The organism is Isoptericola aurantiacus (assembly GCF_044769875.1).
GTDB lineage: Bacteria > Actinomycetota > Actinomycetes > Actinomycetales > Cellulomonadaceae > Isoptericola > Isoptericola aurantiacus.
In genome coordinates, this window is record NZ_JBJBAE010000004.1 from 55,473 (window position 1) to 74,223 (window position 18,751).

Sequence of the window (18,751 nt, forward strand, 5' to 3'; positions counted from 1 at the left end):
CCTACCCCGCGGGCGGGGACGCCTACCTCGCGGCGGGGTCGCCTACCTCGGGGGCCGGGTCGCCGCCCTCCGCGTCCGTGGGACCCTCGTCGGACGGGTCGACGACGGCGTCCTCGCCCTCCTCGACGGGCGGCGGCGCCTCCGGGTCGGTGACGTCGTCGCCGGACAGCCAGCGCAGCCACGCGTTGCGGGGATCGCCCTCGAGGACCAGGGAGCGGACCAGGAGCGTCAACGGGATCGACAGGATGGCGCCCAGCGGGCCGATGATGAACGTCCAGAACACCACGGACACGAAGCTGAGCGTCAGCGAGAGCGAGACGGCGTCGGCCACGAACTTGGGCTGGACGAACACCTGCAGGACGACGTTGACGACGCAGTAGACCGCGACGACGGCCAGCGCGAGCTGCCAGCCGCCCGCCACGAAAGCCATGATGGCCGGCGGGACGAGGCCCAGCACGAACCCGATGTTGGGCACGAAGTTGGTGACGAACGCCAGGATCGCCCAGATGGCCGCCCCGGGGACGCCGAGCAGGGCCAGCGCGACGCCGTCGACGATCGCCACGATCGCACCGAACGTCGCGTTGACGACGTAGTACCGCCGCACGCCGGTCGCGAACCGGGTGGTGCGGTCGATGGCGTCCGCGCGGGAGAAGCCGAAGTGCTGCGAGGCCGTGGCGTAGCGCGCGGCGTCGGCGGCCATGAAGACGGCGTAGGCCAGGACGAAGAAGAAGGCCGTGCCGATCGCGAGCGCGGTACCGCTGACGCTGCCGGCCAGCGACAGGATGTTGCCGGGCTGGAGCCAGCCGGTGACGGCGTCGGCGAGCTGCGTGTCGATGCCCGCCGTGGACAGCTGCGCCTGGATGTCGGAGACGGACTGCGACAGCTCGGGCAGGTAGTCGCGGACCAGCCCGGCGAACCGGAACCCGGCCCACACGCCCATGCCGAGCAGCGCCGCCAGGATGAGGTAGGCGACGACGATCACCGCCGTCGTCGCGGCCCAGCGCGGCCAGCCGTGGGCCTCGAGGGGAAAGCGGACGGGGTGGCAGATGATGATGATCACGGCCGCCAGGAACAGCGGCGCCAGGATCTCGCCCGCGGCGCTCATGCCGGCCAGCACGAGCACGGCGGCGGCCAGGACCAGCAGGGTGCGCGTCGCCGGGCCGAGGGCACCGGACCCGGGTCCCTGCGTCGTCGTGGTGGCCGCGCCGGAGGCGGACGGGGCGTGCAGTGGAGTCGACGTCACGGCCCGACCCTAGCGGCCGGGGCGGGGCCGTGCCCGGAACATGCTGCGCGGACCGGGGATATGCTGCGTCGGACGGGGTCCTCAAGTCGGGGTGGTGGGTGTGGTGCGTGGCAACGTGGTCCGGTACGACGCGGTCAAGGGGTACGCGTTCGTCGCGTCGGACGAGCTCGACGAGGACGTGTTCCTGCACGTCAACGACCTCGACTTCGACAAGGCGCTGATGGCGGTCGACGCGGAGGTCGAGTTCGACCACGAGCTGGGCGACCGCGGACCGCGGGCGGTGCGCGCCTCCCTGGTGCACTCGCCGGTGGCCGACGCCGTCCAGGCGGCCCTCGGGGCCGGCGGCGGTCCCGCGCCGATCCCGCTGCGCGGGGCCGACGGCGCCCCTTCGGCGGCCGAGCACCCGCACGACGGTTTCGCCGACGTGCTGTCCCGCGCCGAGCTGCGCACGGAGCTCACCGAGCGGCTCCTGGCCTCCGTCGGCGACCTCACCGGCCGTCAGGTGCTCGCGGTGCGGACCACCGTGGAACAGCTCGCGCGGTCCCACGGCTGGCTCGACGCCTGACGCGACCTCGCGTGCCGGCCCCGGCACGACCCGGCCGGCCGGCCGCTACATCCACTTCTTCCAGCGGAACACGCCGTAGAGACCCACGCTCACGGCGAGCATGAGCACGAGCGCCATCGGGTAGCCCCACGCGGTGTGGAGCTCGGGCATGACGTCGAAGTTCATGCCGTAGATCGCGCCGACCAGGGTCGGGGCGAACAGGATGGCCGCCCAGCCGGAGATCTTCTTGACCTCCTCGCCCTGCTTGATGGACACCTCGGTCAGGTGCGTCATCTCCTCGTTCTGCCGCTGGGCCACCAGGGTGGCGTTCACGGTGAGGATGTCGCGCAGCGCGGCACGGAACGTCTCCACGGACTCGGCGACCTCGGTGAGGTGGTCGGCGACGTCACGCAGGTAGGCCTGCATCTCGGAGTCGACGCGGTACTTCTCGGCGCCCTTGGCCAGCGACTGGCACACGTTCTGCAGCGGACGCACCGCGCGCTGGAAGTCCACGACCTCGCGGGACAGCTCGTAGATGCGCCGCGAGACGTGGGCGTCGCCGGAGAAGACCTCGCCCTCGATCTGGTCGATGTCGAAGTCGAGCCCGGACACGACCGGTGCGTAGTCGTCGACGATGCGGTCCATGATCGCGTAGAGGACCGCCTCCGGACCCCGACCGAGCATCTGCGGGGAGGACTCCAGCCGGGCGCGCACCGCGGGCAGGTCCGGCGAGCTCCCGTGACGGACCGTCACCACGAAGTCCGGCCCGACGAACACGTGCAGCTCGGAGAACTCGACCTCCTCCACGGAGTCGAGGTACCGCGCGGCGTGCAGCACGACGAACAGGGTGTCGCCGTACCGCTCGATCTTGGGCCGCTGGTGCGCCTGGATCGCGTCCTCGACGGCCAGCGGGTGCAGGTCGAACTCGCGGGCGAGCGCGGCGAGCTCGTGCTCGTCCGGGCGCTCGAGCCCGATCCAGGCCATGCCCCCGGGCGTGGAGCGCAGGGCGCGGAACGTGTCGGCCAGGCGCGTGTAGTTCGCGGTCCGGTGGCCCTCGTCGTCGTACACGGCGGCGGCGATGATGGCCGACCGTGCGCGCAGGGGCGTCACGGGCGCCTGGTCACCGGCCAGGACGGCGTCGGGGCCGACGCCGCCCGGGCGGCGCGGTCGCAGGGCGCCCAGCATCTGACGGGTGCGGGCGGAACGGTGGGAGCTGAAAGCCATGAGGGACTCCGAGGCGTGCAGGAACGGGGGTCTGCGTGCTGGATCCCGCGACTGAGGTCGCCGGCGCTGGCGAGTCGGGTCGGGTGGCGTCGTCCCTCGGCGTGCGGTGGACGGTGTCGAACCGGATCAGTCGCGGTTCGGACTACTGGGAGGTTCGCTGCGGGTCATGCGCGGTACCTCCTTGGTGGTCTGACGGCGTCCTGCCGGTGGCCGGGTGCGCTCCGGCCGTCGCGGCCGGGCGGCCACAGTCTACTGCGGCGCAGGTCGGCGCGCCCGGGATCGTGCCCGTGGCGTGCGTCACGAGGCCCGACGGCGCGGCGTCCCGCGCGGTGTCGGCATGCCGCGGCGGCGCTCCTCAGCGCACCCGCACCGACAGGCACGTCACGCAGCCCTCGAGCTTCTCCAGCTCGGTGACCGGCGTGGTCAGCACGGTGAGCCCCCGCTCGCGGAACAGCGCGGCGGTGCGCGGGGCGCTCGCGGACATCAGCACCGTGCCCTCGTCGAGCACGACGACGGCGTTGCCCTCGGGCTCCGGCACGGCGAGGAACGGCGCGAACGCCTCGGGGATGTCGACGAGGGGCGGGTACCCCACGACGGTCCCGTCGGGCAGCGCGGTGACCGCGCTCTTGAGGTGCAGCACGCGGGAGACCGGCACCGCGACGACCTGCCACCCGCGCGGCGCGAGCAGACCGCGCAACGCCGCGATCCCGGCGTCGTCGGTGCGCCCGCTCCGCCCGACGTAGGCGGTGCGTCCGATCTTGAGGACGTCGCCGCCGTCGAGGTGCCCGTCGGGGATCGCCGCGACCTCCAGGCCGAGCCCCTCGACGGCGGGACGGACCGTGTCGAGCTCACCGCGGCGGGAGGCGGCGCCGGGGCTGGTCAGCACGGCGAGGTCGTCGAACACGACCGCGACGTCCTCGACGAACACGCCGTCGGGATGCTCGTCGGCCGCGGGCAGCTCGATGATCGTCCAGCCGCGCTCGCGGAAGATCGCCACGTAGGCGTCCCACTGCGCGCGGGCCAGCGCGGCGTCGACGGGCACGCGGTCCAGATGGGTGAGCTCGCCGTCGGCGAGGAGCGGGGAGGGCGGTCGGACGAGGAGTCGGGGCACGGTGCGAACCTACCGCCGCGGGTCCAGCACGGTGATCCCGGCCCGCGGGGCGTCGTGCAGGGTCGGCAGCAGGGTGGCCGCCGTCTCCAGGTCCACGGTGCGTTCCACCAGGTCCTGAGGTCGCAGCGTCCCGTCGGCCACGAGGGCGAGCATCTCGGGGTAGTCCGAGGCCGCCATGCCGTGCGACCCCAGCACGTCCAGCTCCCACGCGATGACCCGGTCCATGGGCACCGGCGGATGGCCGTCCACGGGCGGCAGCAGCCCCACCTGGACGTGTCTGCCCCGGCGGAGCAGGGCGTGGATCGCCGTGGCACAGGTGGCCGCGGAGCCGACGGCGTCGATCGCGACGTGCGCCCCGCCGTCGGACAGGTCGTGGACCCGGGCGGCGATCTCGTCCGCCGGTGTGCCGGGCGCGGCGAGCACCGTACGGTCGGCCCCGGCGCGGCGGGCCGCGGCCAGCGCGTCGGGGTTGCGGTCGACCGCGGTGACGCGGGCGCCGCGCGCGACGGCCACCATGACGGCGCTCAGCCCGACGCCGCCTGCCCCGACCACGCAGACCTGCTCGCCGGCATCCACCCGGGCCCGGTGCGCGACCGCGCGGTAGGCCGTGGCGAAGCGGCACCCGAGGCCCGCGGCGGCCGCGGAGGAGACGCCGTCGGGCACCGCCACGAGGTTGGTGTCCGCGGCGTGCAGGACGACCAGCTCGGCGTAGGAGCCGTGGTGCGTGAACCCGGGCTGCGTCTGGTCGGGACAGACCTGCGCGTCCCCGGCCCGGCACCAGCCGCAGCGCCCGCACCCGCATACGAACGGTGCGGTGACGCGGTCGCCGACGCGCCAGCGCCCGACGCCGGCACCGACGGCCGCGACCGTGCCGGCCAGCTCGTGGCCGGGCACGTGGGGGAACACCGTGATGTCGGGGTCGTGGCCGGCCCAGGCGTGCCAGTCGGACAGGCACAGACCGGTGGCCTCCACCCGGACGACGACGCCGCCGGCGGGCGGTTCGGGTGCGGGCAGGTCGCGCACGTCGACCGGTCCGCCGAAGGAGTCGAAGACGAGGGCGCGCACCGGGTCCTCAGGCCTCGGCGATGCGTCGGATCGCGGCCAGGGTGGCGGGGATGCCCTCGTGCGCCATCCGGGTGCGGGCCTCGATCTGGGCGCCGGCGTCCTCCCCGTACTTCTCCGCGAAGAACGCCATGCCGGTGGGGGTGAACTCCCAGGACTCGGTGAGCTCGGTGCGCGTGCCGCCGTCCAGCGGGCGCACGGTGTATCCCCAGCGCGCGAAGCCCTGGCCGACCACCCAGGCGAACTCCCGGCCCGGGTCCGCGGCGACCACCTCCGACCGCGTCTCCCACGTGCGGCCGGGGACCTCGTTGTGGCCCGTGAAGTGCGCTCCCACCTGCGGCGAGGCCCCGGGCGCGGGGGCGTCGCCCTCGTCCCACCGGCAGCTCGTGCAGATCGGGGACCACTCGCCGGTGCGGGTGACGTCGCTGACCAGGGCGTAGACGGCCGCCGGCGGGGCGGCCACCTCGATGGACTCGGAGTACGTGCGCGCTGCAGGCATGCCGCGATCATGGCACGGGCGTCCGGGTCGGTCACGGTTGGGTCTCGCCCCGGGGGTGCGGGCTACCGTGTCGGGCGTGATCACGCGTGCGCGAGCGACGGCGCTCCTCGTCTGGCTGTTCCTGGGGGCCCTGGCGGCCCTGTCCGTCTTGGCCGTGCTGCCCCCGTCGGCACGTGGCGTGGACGCGCCGCCCGACGAGTTCTCCGCGCAGCGCGCGTTCGCCGACGTCGAGGCCGTGGGCTCCACGGTGCACCCGCACGGCACCGCCGCCAACGACGAGGTCCGCGACCATCTGGTCGAGCGGCTGACCGAGCTGGGGCTCGAGCCCGAGGTGGTCGACGGCGTCGGCATGTCGGGCCGGCTCGGCGACCAGAGCCGCGTGGCCGCCACCCAGAACGTCGTGGCCACCCTTCCCGGCACCGATCCCACCAAGCCGCTGATCCTCATGGCGCACTACGACTCCGCCGAGGTCTCCCACGGGGGGAACGACGACGGCGCCGGCGTCGCCACGATCCTGGAGACCGTGCGGGCGCTCGCCGAGGGACCGGCGCTGCGCAACGACGTCGTGGTGGTGCTCACCGACGCCGAGGAGGCCTGCCTCTGCGGGGCCGAGGCGTTCGTCGACGCCGACCCGCGCGGCGCCGACGGGGGAGTGGTGCTCAACCTGGAGGCCCGCGGGTCGGCCGGCCCGGCGATCATGTTCGAGACCTCCGACGGCAACGCCGACCTGGTGGACGCCTACGCCACCGTGCCCTACCCGGTCGGCAGCTCGCTGGCCGTGGAGGTCTACCGGATCCTGCCGAACGACACCGACTTCTCGCCGTTCCTGGACGATCCCGCGGGCCGGTTCACCGGGCTCAACACCGCGTACATCGACGGCTCCGCGACGTACCACGCGCCGCAGGACACGCCCGAGCGGATGTCCCTCGCCTCGCTGCAGCACCACGGCGCCAACGCGCTGGCGCTCGTACGCACCCTCGGCGACGACGACCTCACCGCGCTCGCCACGCCGTCGTCCACCGACGCCACCTACTTTCCGCTGCCCGGCGGCGTCCTGGCGCGCTATCCCGGCTGGCTCGTGTGGCCGCTGGCGCTGCTCGCGCTCGGCGCCGTGGCGGCGCTCGCCGTCGTCATGGGGCGCCGTCGGGACGACGACGGCGCCCGGCTCGCGGGCCCGGGGCGGCTCGCGCTCGGGTTCGCCGCCGGTCTGCTCCCGATCGTGGGCGCCGTGCTCGGGTCGATGGGCCTGTGGTGGCTCATGGTGGCCGTGCGGCCCGGATACGGCGAGATGCTCGACCCGTGGCAGCCGTGGGGCTTCCGCGTGGCGCTGCTCGGCATCGTCGCGCTGGTGGTCACCGGGTGGTTCGTGGGCCTGCGGCGTCGGCTCGGCACGCCCGCGCTGGTGATCGGTGCGCTGGGGTGGCTGGCGGTGCTCGGCGTGGTGCTCGCGGCCCTCACCCCCGGAGGGTCGTACCTGGCGGCGCTGCCGGCGCTCGCGGGTGGCGTCGCAGGTCTCGTGGCCGTGTTCGCTCAGAGCGAAACCGCTCGGGCCGTGGTCGTGACGGTCGGCGCTGCCGTGGGCGTGCTGGTGCTGGCGCCCGTCGTGCTGCTGTTCTTCCCGGCGCTCGGGCTCGCCACCGGGGCCGCGCCTGCCGTCGTCGCGGTGCTGCTCGGGATGGCGCTCGTGCCGGTCCTCGCGGTCACGCTGCCGCTTGCTGGCCGTGCTGGTGGCTGGCTCGTCGGGGCCTGCGGCGTGCTCGCCGTCGGCGCCTTCGGCGTCGGGCTGGCCGTCGACTCCTTCGACGCCGAGCACCCCGAACCCACCAAGCTCGCCTACGCGCTCGACGCCGACGACGGCACCGCGTGGTGGGTCACCGACGAGGCCGACCCGAGCGACTGGACGGCGCAGTACGCCGACTCCCGCACCGATCTGTCCGGCACCTTCCCGATGTTCCACGACGACGTGTGGGCCGGACCGGCCGAGACGGCCGACCTGCCCGCCCCGAGCGTCGAGGTGGTCTCGGACGAGACCGCCGGCGACGAGCGGACACTCACGCTGCGCGTGCGCCCCGGTGACGGGGAGATCGGCACGGCCGGTGCGCTGCGGTACATCGAGCTCAACAGCGCCGACATCACCGACCAGGTCCTGACCGCGTCGGTGGCCGGGCGGGACGTCCCGGTGGCCGACGACGGCGTGCTCGACACCCGCTTCTACGCTCCCGGCGCCGACGGGTTCGAGGCCGTCGTCACCGTGCCCGCGGGCGACGACCTGCAGCTGCGGGTCGTGTCCGCCGGCGGCGGGCTCGACGGTCTCCCCGGGTTCGACGGCCGACCGGACGGCATCGGAGTGGCCGGGTCGCACACCTCCGAGCTGGTGCTGGTGGAGACCACGGTGGTGCTCTGAGCCTGCCGCCGCGTCCTCAGCAGGAGGAGCTCCCGGCGAGGTCGTCGCAGACCAGCCGGGTGCGGGCCTCGGTGACCGTGACCGGGTCGAGAGCGCTGGTGGTGGTGATGGTGCCGTCGATCTCGGTCCAGGCGCCGGCGCCCGCGAGCCGGAAGCTCCCGCGCCACGTCGTGGTCACCGTGACCGTGACGTCGTCGCGGTACCAGTCGCCCTCCGCGTCGCGGTGGGTGCCCTGGTCCTGATCGGGGTTCCCGAGCGCCGTGTAGGTGTGACCGACCCAGCCGTCGTCCGGGGTGCCGTCGCCGGCCTGCCAGGCGCGTCCCTGGTCCGTCGTGGTCAGCGTGCCGCCACCGGCCGAGTAGGGGTCGTCGAAGTCCCAGGTGTACTCGACCGGGTCGGCTCGGATCTCGACCGGCACGCCGAGCAGGATCACCTGCTGCGTCACCGGGGCGGCGGTGGCGCGGGCCGGGTAGTGGACGTTGACCAGCAACGGTTCACGCGCCTGGACCGTCGCCTCCGGCGTGGGGACCTGCATCGCGGCGAACGCCTGCTGTGCCTCCGCGGCGACGTCGGCCGGCGAGATGCAGTCGCGTGCGGACACCAGCTCGGCGTCGGCGTACGTGCCGTCGGGTTGGACGCGCTGGACCCACAGGGCGGGCAGCTCGACCTCGTCGTCGCCGCAAGGCGCACCGTCGATCGTGATCGTGAAGGCGTCCTCGTCGCACGCCCCGGCCGCGGTGGTCAGGTCGAAACCTTCGTCGAGGCCCGCCACGTTGCAGGTCGCGGTATCCGCGCGGAAGTAGCGGTCCTGGGGGCCGTCGGAGCCGTCCGTGGCGGGGGAGGAGCCGTTGCCGACGGCGCCAACCTGGACGCTGTCGGTGTCATCATCGGTATAGCTATCGAGGTCAAGTTCGGCCGCAACCGCTCCGAACGTCACCGCGCTAGTCAGGAGCACCACGGCGGCGATGTTCCTCATTTGTTGTCCAAATCCGAGATGCCTAGGATCACCCAGTGCCCCCGATGTTGTGCTACTTCGATACGCTGCTTGTCGGTGACTCGATCCTGTTTGAACGCCTCGTTGCCTGAGTCGTCGTAGATCACGACAGGCTCGATCACAACCTTGACGTCGACGGGCCAAATGCCAGTCGCAGAGTCCTGCTCGTAGATATGAACGGCGCGCGTCGTTGTCTTCCCGCCAGTGAATTTGTATCCGGCTTCGGCGATTTCGTTTGCTTGCTCGAGTCTCGCGAGACAGGTCGAGCATCTACGATGGGACATCTTCTTCCACGCTGAGGTGTCGTTCGTCTTCATCATGTAGCTATCCAGTCGTGGGAAGTACTCCGCTGCCGCCTCGGCGCCCTGGTACCCCGTGTCGTCCATCGCAGCGGGACGCTCCGGCGCGACGACCACCGGGCCCTGGTCGTCGGCCGGCGACGGATCGGGTGAGCCAGACCCGGACGGCACCGGTGCCGCCGACGTCGCCTCCGCCGTCGTGCCGGGCTCTGCCTGTGGCTCGGGGTCGGTGCAGCCGGTCAGGAGCAGCAGGAGGGACAGTGCGGCCGCGCACGTCGCGGCTGCGGGACGGGGCATCGGGTGGCTCCTTCGCCGGGGGAGTCATCGGTGACAACCCGGACACCGTAGCGAAGACGCGTGCTTTCCGGACACCTGCCTGTGGACGACCTGTCGGAACGGCCACCATCGGGCACGGCGTGAGTGTAGGTGGCTCAGGTCACACCGCGGTCACGTGGTCGAGCAGTCACGGTGCCGTCCGCCGGCCGTCTCAGAGGTCGACGCCACGCCAAACTGAGACGGGATCTCCCTAGGCGTCGGGGTCGGGACGTGCGCATACTCGCAGCGACCCTGGCGTGCGACGACGGCTGTCGGCACACCGAGGGGTCCCCAGCTCGGCCACACAGAGAGGTGAACCATGCAGCGCGACGTGTACGACGAGGACCACGAGGCGTTTCGCGAGGTCGTCAAGGAGTTCATCAAGCGCTACGCGACGCCGGAGAAGGCGAAGCAGTGGGACGCCGACGGCGAGGTCGACCGGGACACCATGCGGGCCGCCGCCGAGCACGGCCTCGTCGGCCTGTCGGTGCCTGAGGAGTTCGGCGGTGCCGGGATGCTCCAGGACTTCCGCTTCCGGTGCGTGGTGATCGAGGAGCTGCTCCGTCCTGGGCACGCCGCGGCGCTCGCCGGCGGCGTCGGCATCCAGGACGACCTGGCGGTGCCGTACCTCGTCCACTTCGGCACGGACGCGCAGAAGCAGAAGTGGCTGCCCAAGATGGCGACGTGCGAGGTCCTCGGTGCGCTCGCGATGACCGAGCCGGGTGCCGGCAGCGACCTGCGCAGCGCGCGGACCACCGCGAAGAAGGTCGACGGCGGGTACGTCGTCAACGGCTCCAAGATCTTCATCTCCAGCGGCAAGACCGCCGATCTGGTCGTCACCTTCGTCAAGACGGGCGAGGGCAACCGCGCCGACGACTTCAGTCTGCTCCTCATCGAGGACGGCATGGAGGGGTTCGTCCACGACAAGAAGCTCGAGAAGATGGGATCCCACGGTCACGACACGGCGGAGCTCAACTTCACCGACGTGTTCGTGCCCGACGAGAACCTCATCGGTGGCGTCCCCGGCCAGGGCTTCGTGCAGCTCATGAAGAACCTGCCCCTCGAGCGGCTCTCGATCGGCGCCGTCGCCGCCGCCGTGAGCGAGGCCGCGCTCGCATGGACCCTCGACCACACGACGAGCCGGGAGGCCTTCGGCCAGCCCGTCGCCGCCTTCCAGAACACCCGGTTCCGCCTCGCCGACATGGCCACCACGGTGGACGTCCTGTGGGCCTACATCGACCGCGCCATGACCCTGTACGGCCGGGGCGAGCTCGCCCCCGACGAGGCCGCCAAGGTGAAGTACTGGTGCACCGACCGGGAGTGGGATGTCCTCGACCAGGCCGTCCAGCTCCACGGCGGCTACGGCTACATGATGGAGTACCCGGTCACACGGGCGTTCGTCGACGCCCGCGTCCACCGCATCTACGGCGGGACCAACGAGGTGATGCGGGAGATCGTGGCCCGCAGCGTGACCGGTCGGAAGTGATCGTGCCGACCTCGACCCGGGCCGGCAGGCCCCCGGCAAGGAGAACGCCTCGTCCATGAAGATCGTCGTGCTGATGAAAGAGGTGCCCAACACCTACGGCGAGCGCACGCTCAGTCTGGAGACAGGCCTCGCCGAACGCGCCGCGTCCGACAACGTGCTCGACGAGGTCACCGAGCGCGCCATGGAGGTCGCCCTGGCCTACGCCGACGCCCACGAGGGCACTCAGGTGCACGCGCTCACGGTCGGGCCCGCGGGGGCGACGACGTCGGTGCGCAAGTGCCTCGCGATGGGTGCCGAGGCGGCCACGCACGTGGTCGACGACGGACTCGTCGGGGCGGACCTCGGCCTCACCGCCGAGGTGCTCGCGGCGGCGCTGGACAGGATCGGCTACGACCTCGTCGTCGCCGGCAACCAGTCCACGGACGGCATGGGCGGGGTGCTGCCCGCGATGGTGGCCGAGCTGCTGGGGGTGCCGCACCTGACGAACCTGTCGGAGGTGACGATCGCGGAGCCCGAGATCGCCGGGACCCGTGTCTCGGACGACGCGGACATCCAGGTGAGCGCCACGCTGCCGGCCGTGGTTTCCGTGACCGACGCCCTGCCGGAGGCCCGCTTCCCGAACTTCAAGGGGATCATGGCGGCGAAGAAGAAGCCGCTCGACGTGCTCTCGCTCGACGACCTCGGCATCGACGCCGAGGACATGACCGCGTCACGGACGATCCTGCTCTCTGTTGCCGCCCGCCCGCCGCGGACGGCCGGCGTGAAGATCACGGACTCGGGCGACGCCGGCACGCAGCTCGCGGGGTTCCTCGCCGAGAACCAGCTGGTCTGAGGAAAGACCCGACGATGACCTTTGCTCCTGACTCGATCCTGGTGCTGCTCGACACCACCCCCGAGGGCGACCTGGCGTCGTCGTCGGCCGCGATCCTCGGGGCCGCCGCGGCTGTCGGCACCCCCGTGGCGCTCGTGCTCGGCGACGAGGCGGCGGCGTCAGCGGCCGCCGAGCTGGGCGCGTCGACGGTGCTGCACGCACCCGCCGCGACCGAGGTCACGGTGTCTGCCACGGACGCCCTGGCGAGCGCGGCGACCCAGGTCCGGCCCGACGCGATCCTGGCACCGCACTCGGTGGAGGGCCGAGAGGCCGCCGCCCGGTACGCCGCGCGCACCCGGGCCGGACTCGTCGTCGACGCGACCGCCGTCGAGCGCGACGACCTCGGTGTGATCGCGCGCGGGTCCGCCTACGGCGGGGCCTACACCGTGACGTCGTCCGTGACGCACGGCCCGCCCGTGATCACCGTCCGGCAGGGGGCGGTCGAGGCGCGCGCCGAGGCCCAGCCGGCGAACCTCGTCGCGCTCGACGTGGTCGCCGGCGAGAAGCGGGGCGCGACCATCGGGGCGGTCAAGCCCGCCGCCCAGGGGACGGAACGCCCCGACCTGCGCAGCGCACGGTCCGTCGTCTCCGGCGGTCGCGGCGTCGGCTCGAAGGAGCAGTTCGCCCTGGTCGAGCAGCTGGCCGACACGCTCGGCGCGGCCGTCGGCGCCTCGCGCGCGGCGGTCGACGACGGGTTCGTGCCCGCGTCCGCCCAGGTCGGGCAGACCGGCGTCCTGGTCTCGCCGCAGCTCTACGTGGCGCTCGGCATCTCGGGGGCGATCCAGCACCTCGCCGGCATGCAGACCGCGAAGACCATCGTCGCGATCAACAAGGACGCGGACGCCCCGATCTTCGACATCGCGGACTTCGGCGTGGTCGGCGACCTGTTCGACGTCGTGCCGCAGCTGATCGAGGCGATCGAGAAGGCGAGGGCATAGGTGGCCACGCACTCGTCGACCCTCCGCCGCGGACTGCCGCGTCAGGCTGGCGGACCCGCCTGGCCCGACGTCGCGTCGGAGGATGTGGCGCCCACGGCCGGGGCCGGTGTCGCCGTCGTCGCCCCGGAGTCTGCCGTCGATGCTGCTGTGGCGGCCGTGGACGCCCCGTCCCAGCAGGCTGCTGACCCGGTCGCATCGGAGTCCGGGGCCGACGCACACGAGCCCGTGGCGGCCCGTGCCACCGCGACCGTGACCGAGGAGGTCACGCTGCGCCGGGGCCTTCCGCGCGTCCCGGACGGCGAACCCTGGCCCCCCGTGGCGACCGTGACGGTCCAGCGTGCGGTCGGGCCCGACCCGCAGGCGGACCCGCCTGCGACCACGGCCACGACGACCGAGGCGCCCCTGGCCACGCCGGCGCCGCCGTCGACCCCGCAGGATGTGCCGACGACGAGCTCCGCGCCGACCTCGGCCCCTCAGCCGATGACTGGGCCGGCATCGGCTCCGGCAGCCGGCACGCCGGCGGGGCCGAGGGTCCTCGCCCAGCGGGTGCGGCTGGGCGTCCTGGCAGCGGTGGGCGTCGTCGTGGCGGCGGGCATCATCGTGCTGGCGGCTCGTGGCGTGACCACGCTGCCCGGCGTGCCGGAGTTCCTCGAGCGCTACCCCGGGGCCTCCGAGCCGCCGGAGTCCGCTCCCGTCGGTTTCCCCGTCTGGCTCAACGTGGTGCACTACCTCAACTTCTTCTTCATGGTGCTGATCGTCCGATCCGGCCTCGAGGTGCGCTACCAGAAGAAGCCCCCCGCCTACTGGACGTCGCGTCGCGGCAACAAGGTCAGCCTGTCGGTGTGGCTGCACACCAGCCTCGACCTGCTGTGGCTGCTGAACGGACTGGTCTTCGTGACACTGCTCTTCGTCACCGGCCAGTGGCTGCGCCTCGTTCCCACGTCATGGGACGTCTTCCCGAACGCCGCCTCGGCCGCACTGCAGTACCTGACCCTGGACTGGCCGCTCGAGGACGGCTGGGTGCAGTTCAACGGACTCCAGCAGCTCACGTACTTCCTGGTGGTGTTCGTCGCGGCGCCGCTCGCTGCGCTCACCGGGGCTCGGATGAGCGACTGGTGGCCGAAGAAGGCGACGCGCTTGAACGCCATCTACCCGGCGTCGCTGGCCCGGGCCTTCCACTTCCCGACCATGCTGTTCTTCGTGCTGTTCGTCATCGGCCATGTCACCCTCGTGCTCAGCACGGGAGCGCTGCGCAACCTCAACCACATGTACGCGGCCCAGGACACGACGAGCTGGGTCGGCTTCGCGTGGTTCGCCGGGGGACTGGCGCTGGCGGTCGGGGCCGTGCTCCTGGCGCGGCCGCTCTTCGTCGCTCCGATCGCCTCGCTCTTCGGCAAGGTCAGCAGCCGCTGACGAGCGTTTCGGATCAGGTCACGACGTCGCGGGACCCGGGAACGGCTCGGAGTGCGAGGGTGCGGCGTCGACGAGGTGAGCAGGCAGCGCCGCGTCGTCGACGCCTTAGCTGAGCCCCAGTGTGTCGACCAGTTCGGGGACGCGGCGGGCGATGGAATGCCACACGACGTCGCGGTCGATCGTGTCGTCGTGGTGCGCCACCAGATTGCGCATGCGGGTGACGGCCTGCCAGGGCACGTCGGGATAGGCGTCCTTGTAGTCGCTGTGAGGCTTGTCGACGACGGTTCCGATCGTGATCAGGTAGCGCTCTGCGGCGGCGCGTTCTTCGGGTAGCCGCGGCGTTCGCGGTACTCCTGAGCCTCCTGCTGGCTGGCATACTCCACCTCGTCGAGTGCAAACGCGTCTCCAGCCGTCACAGAGCAACAGCCTCGTGGCGGGCTTCGGCCGCGACGGCGCCGGTGGACGACCGTGAGACGAGATCGACATGCACCGTCAGGAGGCGTTCGAGATCGGCGATCAACTCGGCCTTGTCAAGGAAGTCGAAGTCGGCGGGGTACGTCGCCATGAGGTCGACGTCCGAGTACGGGGTGTCATCGCCACGTGCGACGGAGCCGAAGACCTTGACATCCTGCAGGCCACGCTTGGCCGCCGCTGCGACGACGTCGCGGCGGCGTCGCAGGAGGATGTCCCGCGGACGGACAAGGAGGGCAGCGGACAGCTGCTGACGGGCCTCGTCCGACGGCTGACGCCGACCGCGCTCGATGGCGGCGATCGTCGACTGCCGGACACTGCTGATCGTGGCGAGGCCTTGTTGCGTCAAGCCCGCTGCCGTGCGCCGAGCGCGGACGAACTCGCCGAGCGTGTCCATGGGGCGACGGTAGCGAATCCGCGATGACGGCCGCGCTGAGGCGCTGAGGTCGGCGCCGCCGACCAGCCCGCCGCGCCTTGCTCAGAGCAGCTCGGCGAGCATCTCGGCCGCGCGGGCGGCGCCGTCGGACTCGACCTCGCGGTAGTGCAGGTCACGCCCGAGCTCGGCCACGATCGCCGCGGCCAGGGCGTCCGGGTCGCAGGCCTCGGCGTACGGCAGGTGCCGTCCTGCCCCGTACTGCTCGAGCCGGTGCCGCACGTGGAGGTTCTGCTCGAAGTGGTGCTGCAGCGGGACGTAGACGAACGGGCGCCCGGCGGCGGCGAGCTCCATGCACGTGGTCAGCCCGCCCTGGACGACGGCGAGGTCGCACGCTGCCAGGTGCCGGTACAGGTCGGGCAGGTATCCCAGCACGCGTACCCCCGCTCGCCGCGGGAGCGAGGCGGGGTCGATCCGCGGCCCGCACACGATCACGAACTGCAGCTCGGGCACCAGTCGGCGGGCGATCGGTGCCGCGTCCAGGACCCGCCGCAGCAGCGACGCACCCACACCCGAGCCACCCACCGTGACCAGGCAGACGACGTCGTCGGGGCCGAACCCGAGGCGGGCACGCAGCCGTGCCGACTCCTCCGGCCCCGGCACGGTGAACCCGGTGACATACCCGGCGAACTCGAAGTTCTCCTGCGTCCACTCGCGGATGGTGGGCAGTCCGGGCCCGAACGGTTCCGGCACGACGTCGTCGGGGTTGCCGACGAAGATCGACCGGTCCCGCAGGGTCCGGAACCGAGCACGCTGGGCGATCATCTCCGCGTTGTAGTCGGCGGTCAGCGCGGCCTCGTGCTCACCGCCGTCAGGCATGGGCAGCCAGCCCACGAAGTCGGTCATCCAGGCGAACGCGAACCGCTTGAGCTCGGGGTTCTCGTGCAGGAAGTAGTCGACGTCCCACGCCTCGTCGGCCACGACGAGGTCGTAGTGCGCGTCCGCCACCACGTCGTCGAACACCATGAAGTTGTGCACGAGGATCTCGTCCATGCGGCGGATCGCCTGGAACGCGTGCAGGTCGTGGCCGTCGGACTCCGCCTCGATGTGGGTCGACTCGTTGGCCAGGGCCGCCGAGGCGGGGTGCACCGACTCACCGGCGTCGTCCAGGACGCGCGTGACGGGGTGCTGGGCGAGCCAGTCCACCTGCAGCCCGGGGTGGTGACGGCGCAGCTCGCCGGCGATCGCGAGGTCGCGGCGCGCGTGCCCGAGACCGATCGGCGAGGACAGGTACAGCACCTTGGTGGGTCGTTGCAGCGCACGAGTCCAGGTGCGCGGGTGGCTCACGGGAGGCGGGAGCACCTGGTCGACGAACTCCTTGACGAGGTGGTTGACCTTCACCGGGTGGCGGCCCTGCAGGCCGTGGCCGGCGCCGTCGAGCAGCACGAGGCGGCCGCCGGTCAGCTCGACCAGCCGTTCGCTGATCGCCGCCGGACGGATGTGGTCCTCGGTGCCGTGCACCGCCAGGACCGGGCACCGCACGCGGCGGGCGACGTCCTCCACGGAGGCGCACACCACGCCGTCGCAGCCGAGCCGCGCGGCCGTGGTGTCCGCGACCACCTGGGGTGTGGTCTGGTGGGCCCACCGCTCGGCGTCCTCGCGTTGCTTGGTCGAGTGCGGCTCGGAGAACATGCGCTCGAAGAAGAACTCGACGAAGTCGTCGTAGCCTCCACCGAGCCAGTAGTGGCGGTTGTACTTGGCCCAGCCGTCGGTCTGCGCGAGCGGCTCGTCCCACGGGAAGTGGTCCCGCTCCTGCTGCGGGACGGCGAACCCGCAGGCCGCGGCCAGGGAGACGACGCCGGCCACGCGGTCGGGGTGGTCGGCCGCCAGGTGCAGGGCCCAGGTCGCCGCGCAGGACAGGCCCACGGCCACCGCCCGACGCGTGCCGGTGGCGTCGAGGACGGCGAGGGCGTCCGCGGCGAACTCCTCGTTGCGGTAGGCCGCGGCCCCTGTGGGGCGGTCGGACGCGCCGCTGCCGCGGCCGTCGAACGTGACCACCCGGAAGTGGCGGGAGAGGTAGCCGACCTGCCCCTTCCAGAAGCGTGACGGGACGATCGACCAGGTCGGCAGGAGCAGCACCGTGGGCTGCTCGGCGCCCTGCGGCCCGCCCTCGCCGTGGACGGCGTACGCGATGCGCACGCCGTCCCGCACGACGACGCCGGTCCGGTCCGGCGCCCGGGCCGGGCTCGGCTCCGGGGCGCCGGACAGGACGTGCGGCGAGGACGTCTGTGCCATCACACCAGTGTGCGTCATCGTCGGATCTCGAAGACGTTGTTGAACGGCGTCGCCGCGGCCGTGGCGAACCGGGTGAAGCCCGCCGCGGTGGTGACGTCGCGGATGCGCGCCGGACCGGCCTGCGTACCCAGGGCGAGACCCACGTCCTGGGACAGCGAGCTCGGGGTGCACAGCAGCGTGGAGAAGCCGTAGTAGGTGCGTCCCACGGGGTTGAGGTTGTCGTCGACGCTGTCTCCCGCGAACGGCTCGACCACCATCCACGTGCCGTCGTCGGCCAGCGCAGAGCGCACGTGGCGGGCAGCCCCGACCGGGTCGCCCATGTCGTGCAGGCAGTCGAACATCGTGACCAGGTCGAACCCGGAGCCCTCGAACGCGTCGGCGGACGCCTCGACGAAGGTCACGCGGTCGGAGACGCCGGCGGCCTCGGCCCGCTGCCGTGCCGTGGCCACGGAGTCGGCGTGGTAGTCGGACCCCACGAACCGCGACTCCGGGAACGCCTGAGCCATGAGGATCGTGGACGCCCCGTGCCCGCACCCGACGTCCGCGACGAGGGCACCCGCCCGGAGCTTGTCCACCACGCCGTCGAGGGCGGGCAGCCACTCGGCGACCAGGTGGTGGTGGTAGCTCGGCCGGAAGAACCGCTCGCAGCCGACGTGGACGTCGGTGCTCTGCTCGTGCCAGCCGAACCCGGCGCCGCTGCGGGCGGCGTCGGCGATGGGGTCGGTGGCGCCCACCGTTCCCAGGGCGAGCTGGAACAGCCCGGGCAAGAACGCGGGGCTCGACTCGTCGGTCAGGGCCACCGCCTGCTCCGGCGGCAGCGTGTAGCGCCCGGCGTCGTGGGTGACGTACCCGCCGGCGGCCTGGGCGTTGAGCCACTCGCGGGCGTAGGGCTCGGCGGTCCCCGTGCGCTCGGCGAGCTGTGCCGGGGTGCTCGGGCCGTGCTCGGCCAGGTCCCGGTAGTAGCCGAGCCGGTCGCCCAGGACCACGAGCGCGGTGTTCAGGGAGGCGCCGACCTCGCCGACGGCCTGGAAGACGAACTGCATCAGGCGGTCGGTGTCGACGGTGGGGACGGGCGGGACGGTGGCGGTGCTCATGCTGATCTCCTTCGGGACGGTGCCGTCCGAGTGCCGGAACGGCGATACGGCGAACGTGTCACGGGGCGGGTTCGAGCCGCATCAGGGCCCCACCTAGTCCTGAGCCGTCCCGGGA

General features: G+C 72.5%; 17 protein-coding genes. 6 read left to right on the plus strand and 11 right to left on the minus strand.

Translation table 11 applies throughout. The features are described from left to right. Positions 1-22: 22 nt before the first annotated feature. Positions 23-1,243 (minus strand): AI-2E family transporter, encoded by a 1,221-nt coding sequence (locus ACIQLL_RS12600; protein ID WP_402467574.1) that lies wholly within the window; start codon positions 1,241-1,243, stop codon positions 23-25. A gap of 103 nt (positions 1,244-1,346) precedes the next feature. Between ACIQLL_RS12600 and ACIQLL_RS12605 the strand changes: the two genes are divergently transcribed. Further along, on the plus strand, positions 1,347-1,808 hold the full coding sequence (locus ACIQLL_RS12605; protein ID WP_402467576.1) for a cold-shock protein: 462 nt from the start codon (positions 1,347-1,349) through the stop codon (positions 1,806-1,808). 45 nt (positions 1,809-1,853) lie between these two features. Here ACIQLL_RS12605 and corA read toward each other — a convergent pair whose 3' ends face one another. From corA to ACIQLL_RS12625, 4 genes are all read right to left on the minus strand, one after another. Continuing rightward, on the minus strand, positions 1,854-3,011 hold the full coding sequence (gene corA / locus ACIQLL_RS12610) for a magnesium/cobalt transporter CorA (RefSeq protein WP_402467579.1): 1,158 nt from the start codon (positions 3,009-3,011) through the stop codon (positions 1,854-1,856). Between the two features lie 355 nt (positions 3,012-3,366). Next, a complete protein-coding gene (gene ddaH, locus ACIQLL_RS12615; protein ID WP_402467582.1) occupies positions 3,367-4,122 on the minus strand; it encodes a dimethylargininase in 756 nt (251 codons plus the stop codon). A 9-nt stretch (positions 4,123-4,131) separates the two neighbouring features. After that, a complete protein-coding gene (locus ACIQLL_RS12620; RefSeq protein WP_402467584.1) occupies positions 4,132-5,187 on the minus strand; it encodes a zinc-binding dehydrogenase in 1,056 nt (351 codons plus the stop codon). Between the two features lie 7 nt (positions 5,188-5,194). Then, positions 5,195-5,683, minus strand: a complete 489-nt coding sequence (locus tag ACIQLL_RS12625) for an SRPBCC family protein (protein ID WP_402467586.1) — start codon at positions 5,681-5,683, stop codon at positions 5,195-5,197. A gap of 76 nt (positions 5,684-5,759) precedes the next feature. Here ACIQLL_RS12625 and ACIQLL_RS12630 point away from each other — a divergent pair, with 76 nt between their 5' ends. Next, entirely contained in the window at positions 5,760-8,087 is a 2,328-nt protein-coding gene (locus tag ACIQLL_RS12630; RefSeq protein ID WP_402467589.1) for a M28 family peptidase, read from the plus strand. Positions 8,088-8,103: 16 nt separating this feature from the next. Here ACIQLL_RS12630 and ACIQLL_RS12635 read toward each other — a convergent pair whose 3' ends face one another. Both ACIQLL_RS12635 and ACIQLL_RS12640 read right to left on the minus strand, forming a co-directional pair. Beyond that, positions 8,104-9,063, minus strand: a complete 960-nt coding sequence (locus tag ACIQLL_RS12635) for a hypothetical protein (RefSeq protein ID WP_402467592.1) — start codon at positions 9,061-9,063, stop codon at positions 8,104-8,106. Continuing rightward, positions 9,060-9,677 (minus strand): DUF6318 family protein, encoded by a 618-nt coding sequence (locus ACIQLL_RS12640; RefSeq protein WP_402467593.1) that lies wholly within the window; start codon positions 9,675-9,677, stop codon positions 9,060-9,062. Before ACIQLL_RS12640 ends, ACIQLL_RS12635 begins: the two co-directional genes overlap by 4 nt. 337 nt (positions 9,678-10,014) lie before the next feature. Here ACIQLL_RS12640 and ACIQLL_RS12645 point away from each other — a divergent pair, with 337 nt between their 5' ends. The 4 genes from ACIQLL_RS12645 (at position 10,015) to ACIQLL_RS12660 (ending at position 14,403) form a co-directional block, all read left to right on the plus strand. Next, positions 10,015-11,181: an acyl-CoA dehydrogenase family protein gene (locus ACIQLL_RS12645; protein ID WP_402467596.1), complete on the plus strand. Its 1,167-nt coding sequence runs from the start codon at positions 10,015-10,017 to the stop codon at positions 11,179-11,181. Positions 11,182-11,236: 55 nt separating this feature from the next. Continuing rightward, entirely contained in the window at positions 11,237-12,013 is a 777-nt protein-coding gene (locus ACIQLL_RS12650) for an electron transfer flavoprotein subunit beta/FixA family protein (RefSeq protein ID WP_402467598.1), read from the plus strand. Positions 12,014-12,027: 14 nt separating this feature from the next. Beyond that, on the plus strand, positions 12,028-12,990 hold the full coding sequence (locus ACIQLL_RS12655) for an electron transfer flavoprotein subunit alpha/FixB family protein (RefSeq protein ID WP_402467600.1): 963 nt from the start codon (positions 12,028-12,030) through the stop codon (positions 12,988-12,990). Positions 12,991-13,074: 84 nt separating this feature from the next. Then, entirely contained in the window at positions 13,075-14,403 is a 1,329-nt protein-coding gene (locus ACIQLL_RS12660; protein WP_402467602.1) for a hypothetical protein, read from the plus strand. 105 nt (positions 14,404-14,508) lie between these two features. Here the strand turns inward: ACIQLL_RS12660 and ACIQLL_RS12665 are convergent, their stop codons facing one another. The 4 genes from ACIQLL_RS12665 to ACIQLL_RS12680 form a co-directional block, all read right to left on the minus strand. Further along, positions 14,509-14,889: a HepT-like ribonuclease domain-containing protein gene (locus ACIQLL_RS12665; RefSeq protein ID WP_402467605.1), complete on the minus strand. Its 381-nt coding sequence runs from the start codon at positions 14,887-14,889 to the stop codon at positions 14,509-14,511. After that, positions 14,816-15,271 (minus strand): nucleotidyltransferase domain-containing protein, encoded by a 456-nt coding sequence (locus ACIQLL_RS12670; RefSeq protein ID WP_402467607.1) that lies wholly within the window; start codon positions 15,269-15,271, stop codon positions 14,816-14,818. The genes ACIQLL_RS12665 and ACIQLL_RS12670 overlap by 74 nt, the downstream gene beginning before the upstream one ends. Positions 15,272-15,352: 81 nt before the next feature. Continuing rightward, positions 15,353-17,542, minus strand: coding sequence for an alpha/beta fold hydrolase (locus tag ACIQLL_RS12675; RefSeq protein ID WP_402467610.1), 2,190 nt, complete (start codon positions 17,540-17,542; stop codon positions 15,353-15,355). Positions 17,543-17,556: 14 nt separating this feature from the next. Beyond that, the gene (locus ACIQLL_RS12680; protein ID WP_402467613.1) at positions 17,557-18,636 is read right to left on the minus strand and encodes a class I SAM-dependent methyltransferase; all 1,080 of its coding nucleotides are present in this window, start codon (positions 18,634-18,636) and stop codon (positions 17,557-17,559) included. Positions 18,637-18,751: the final 115 nt, after the last annotated feature.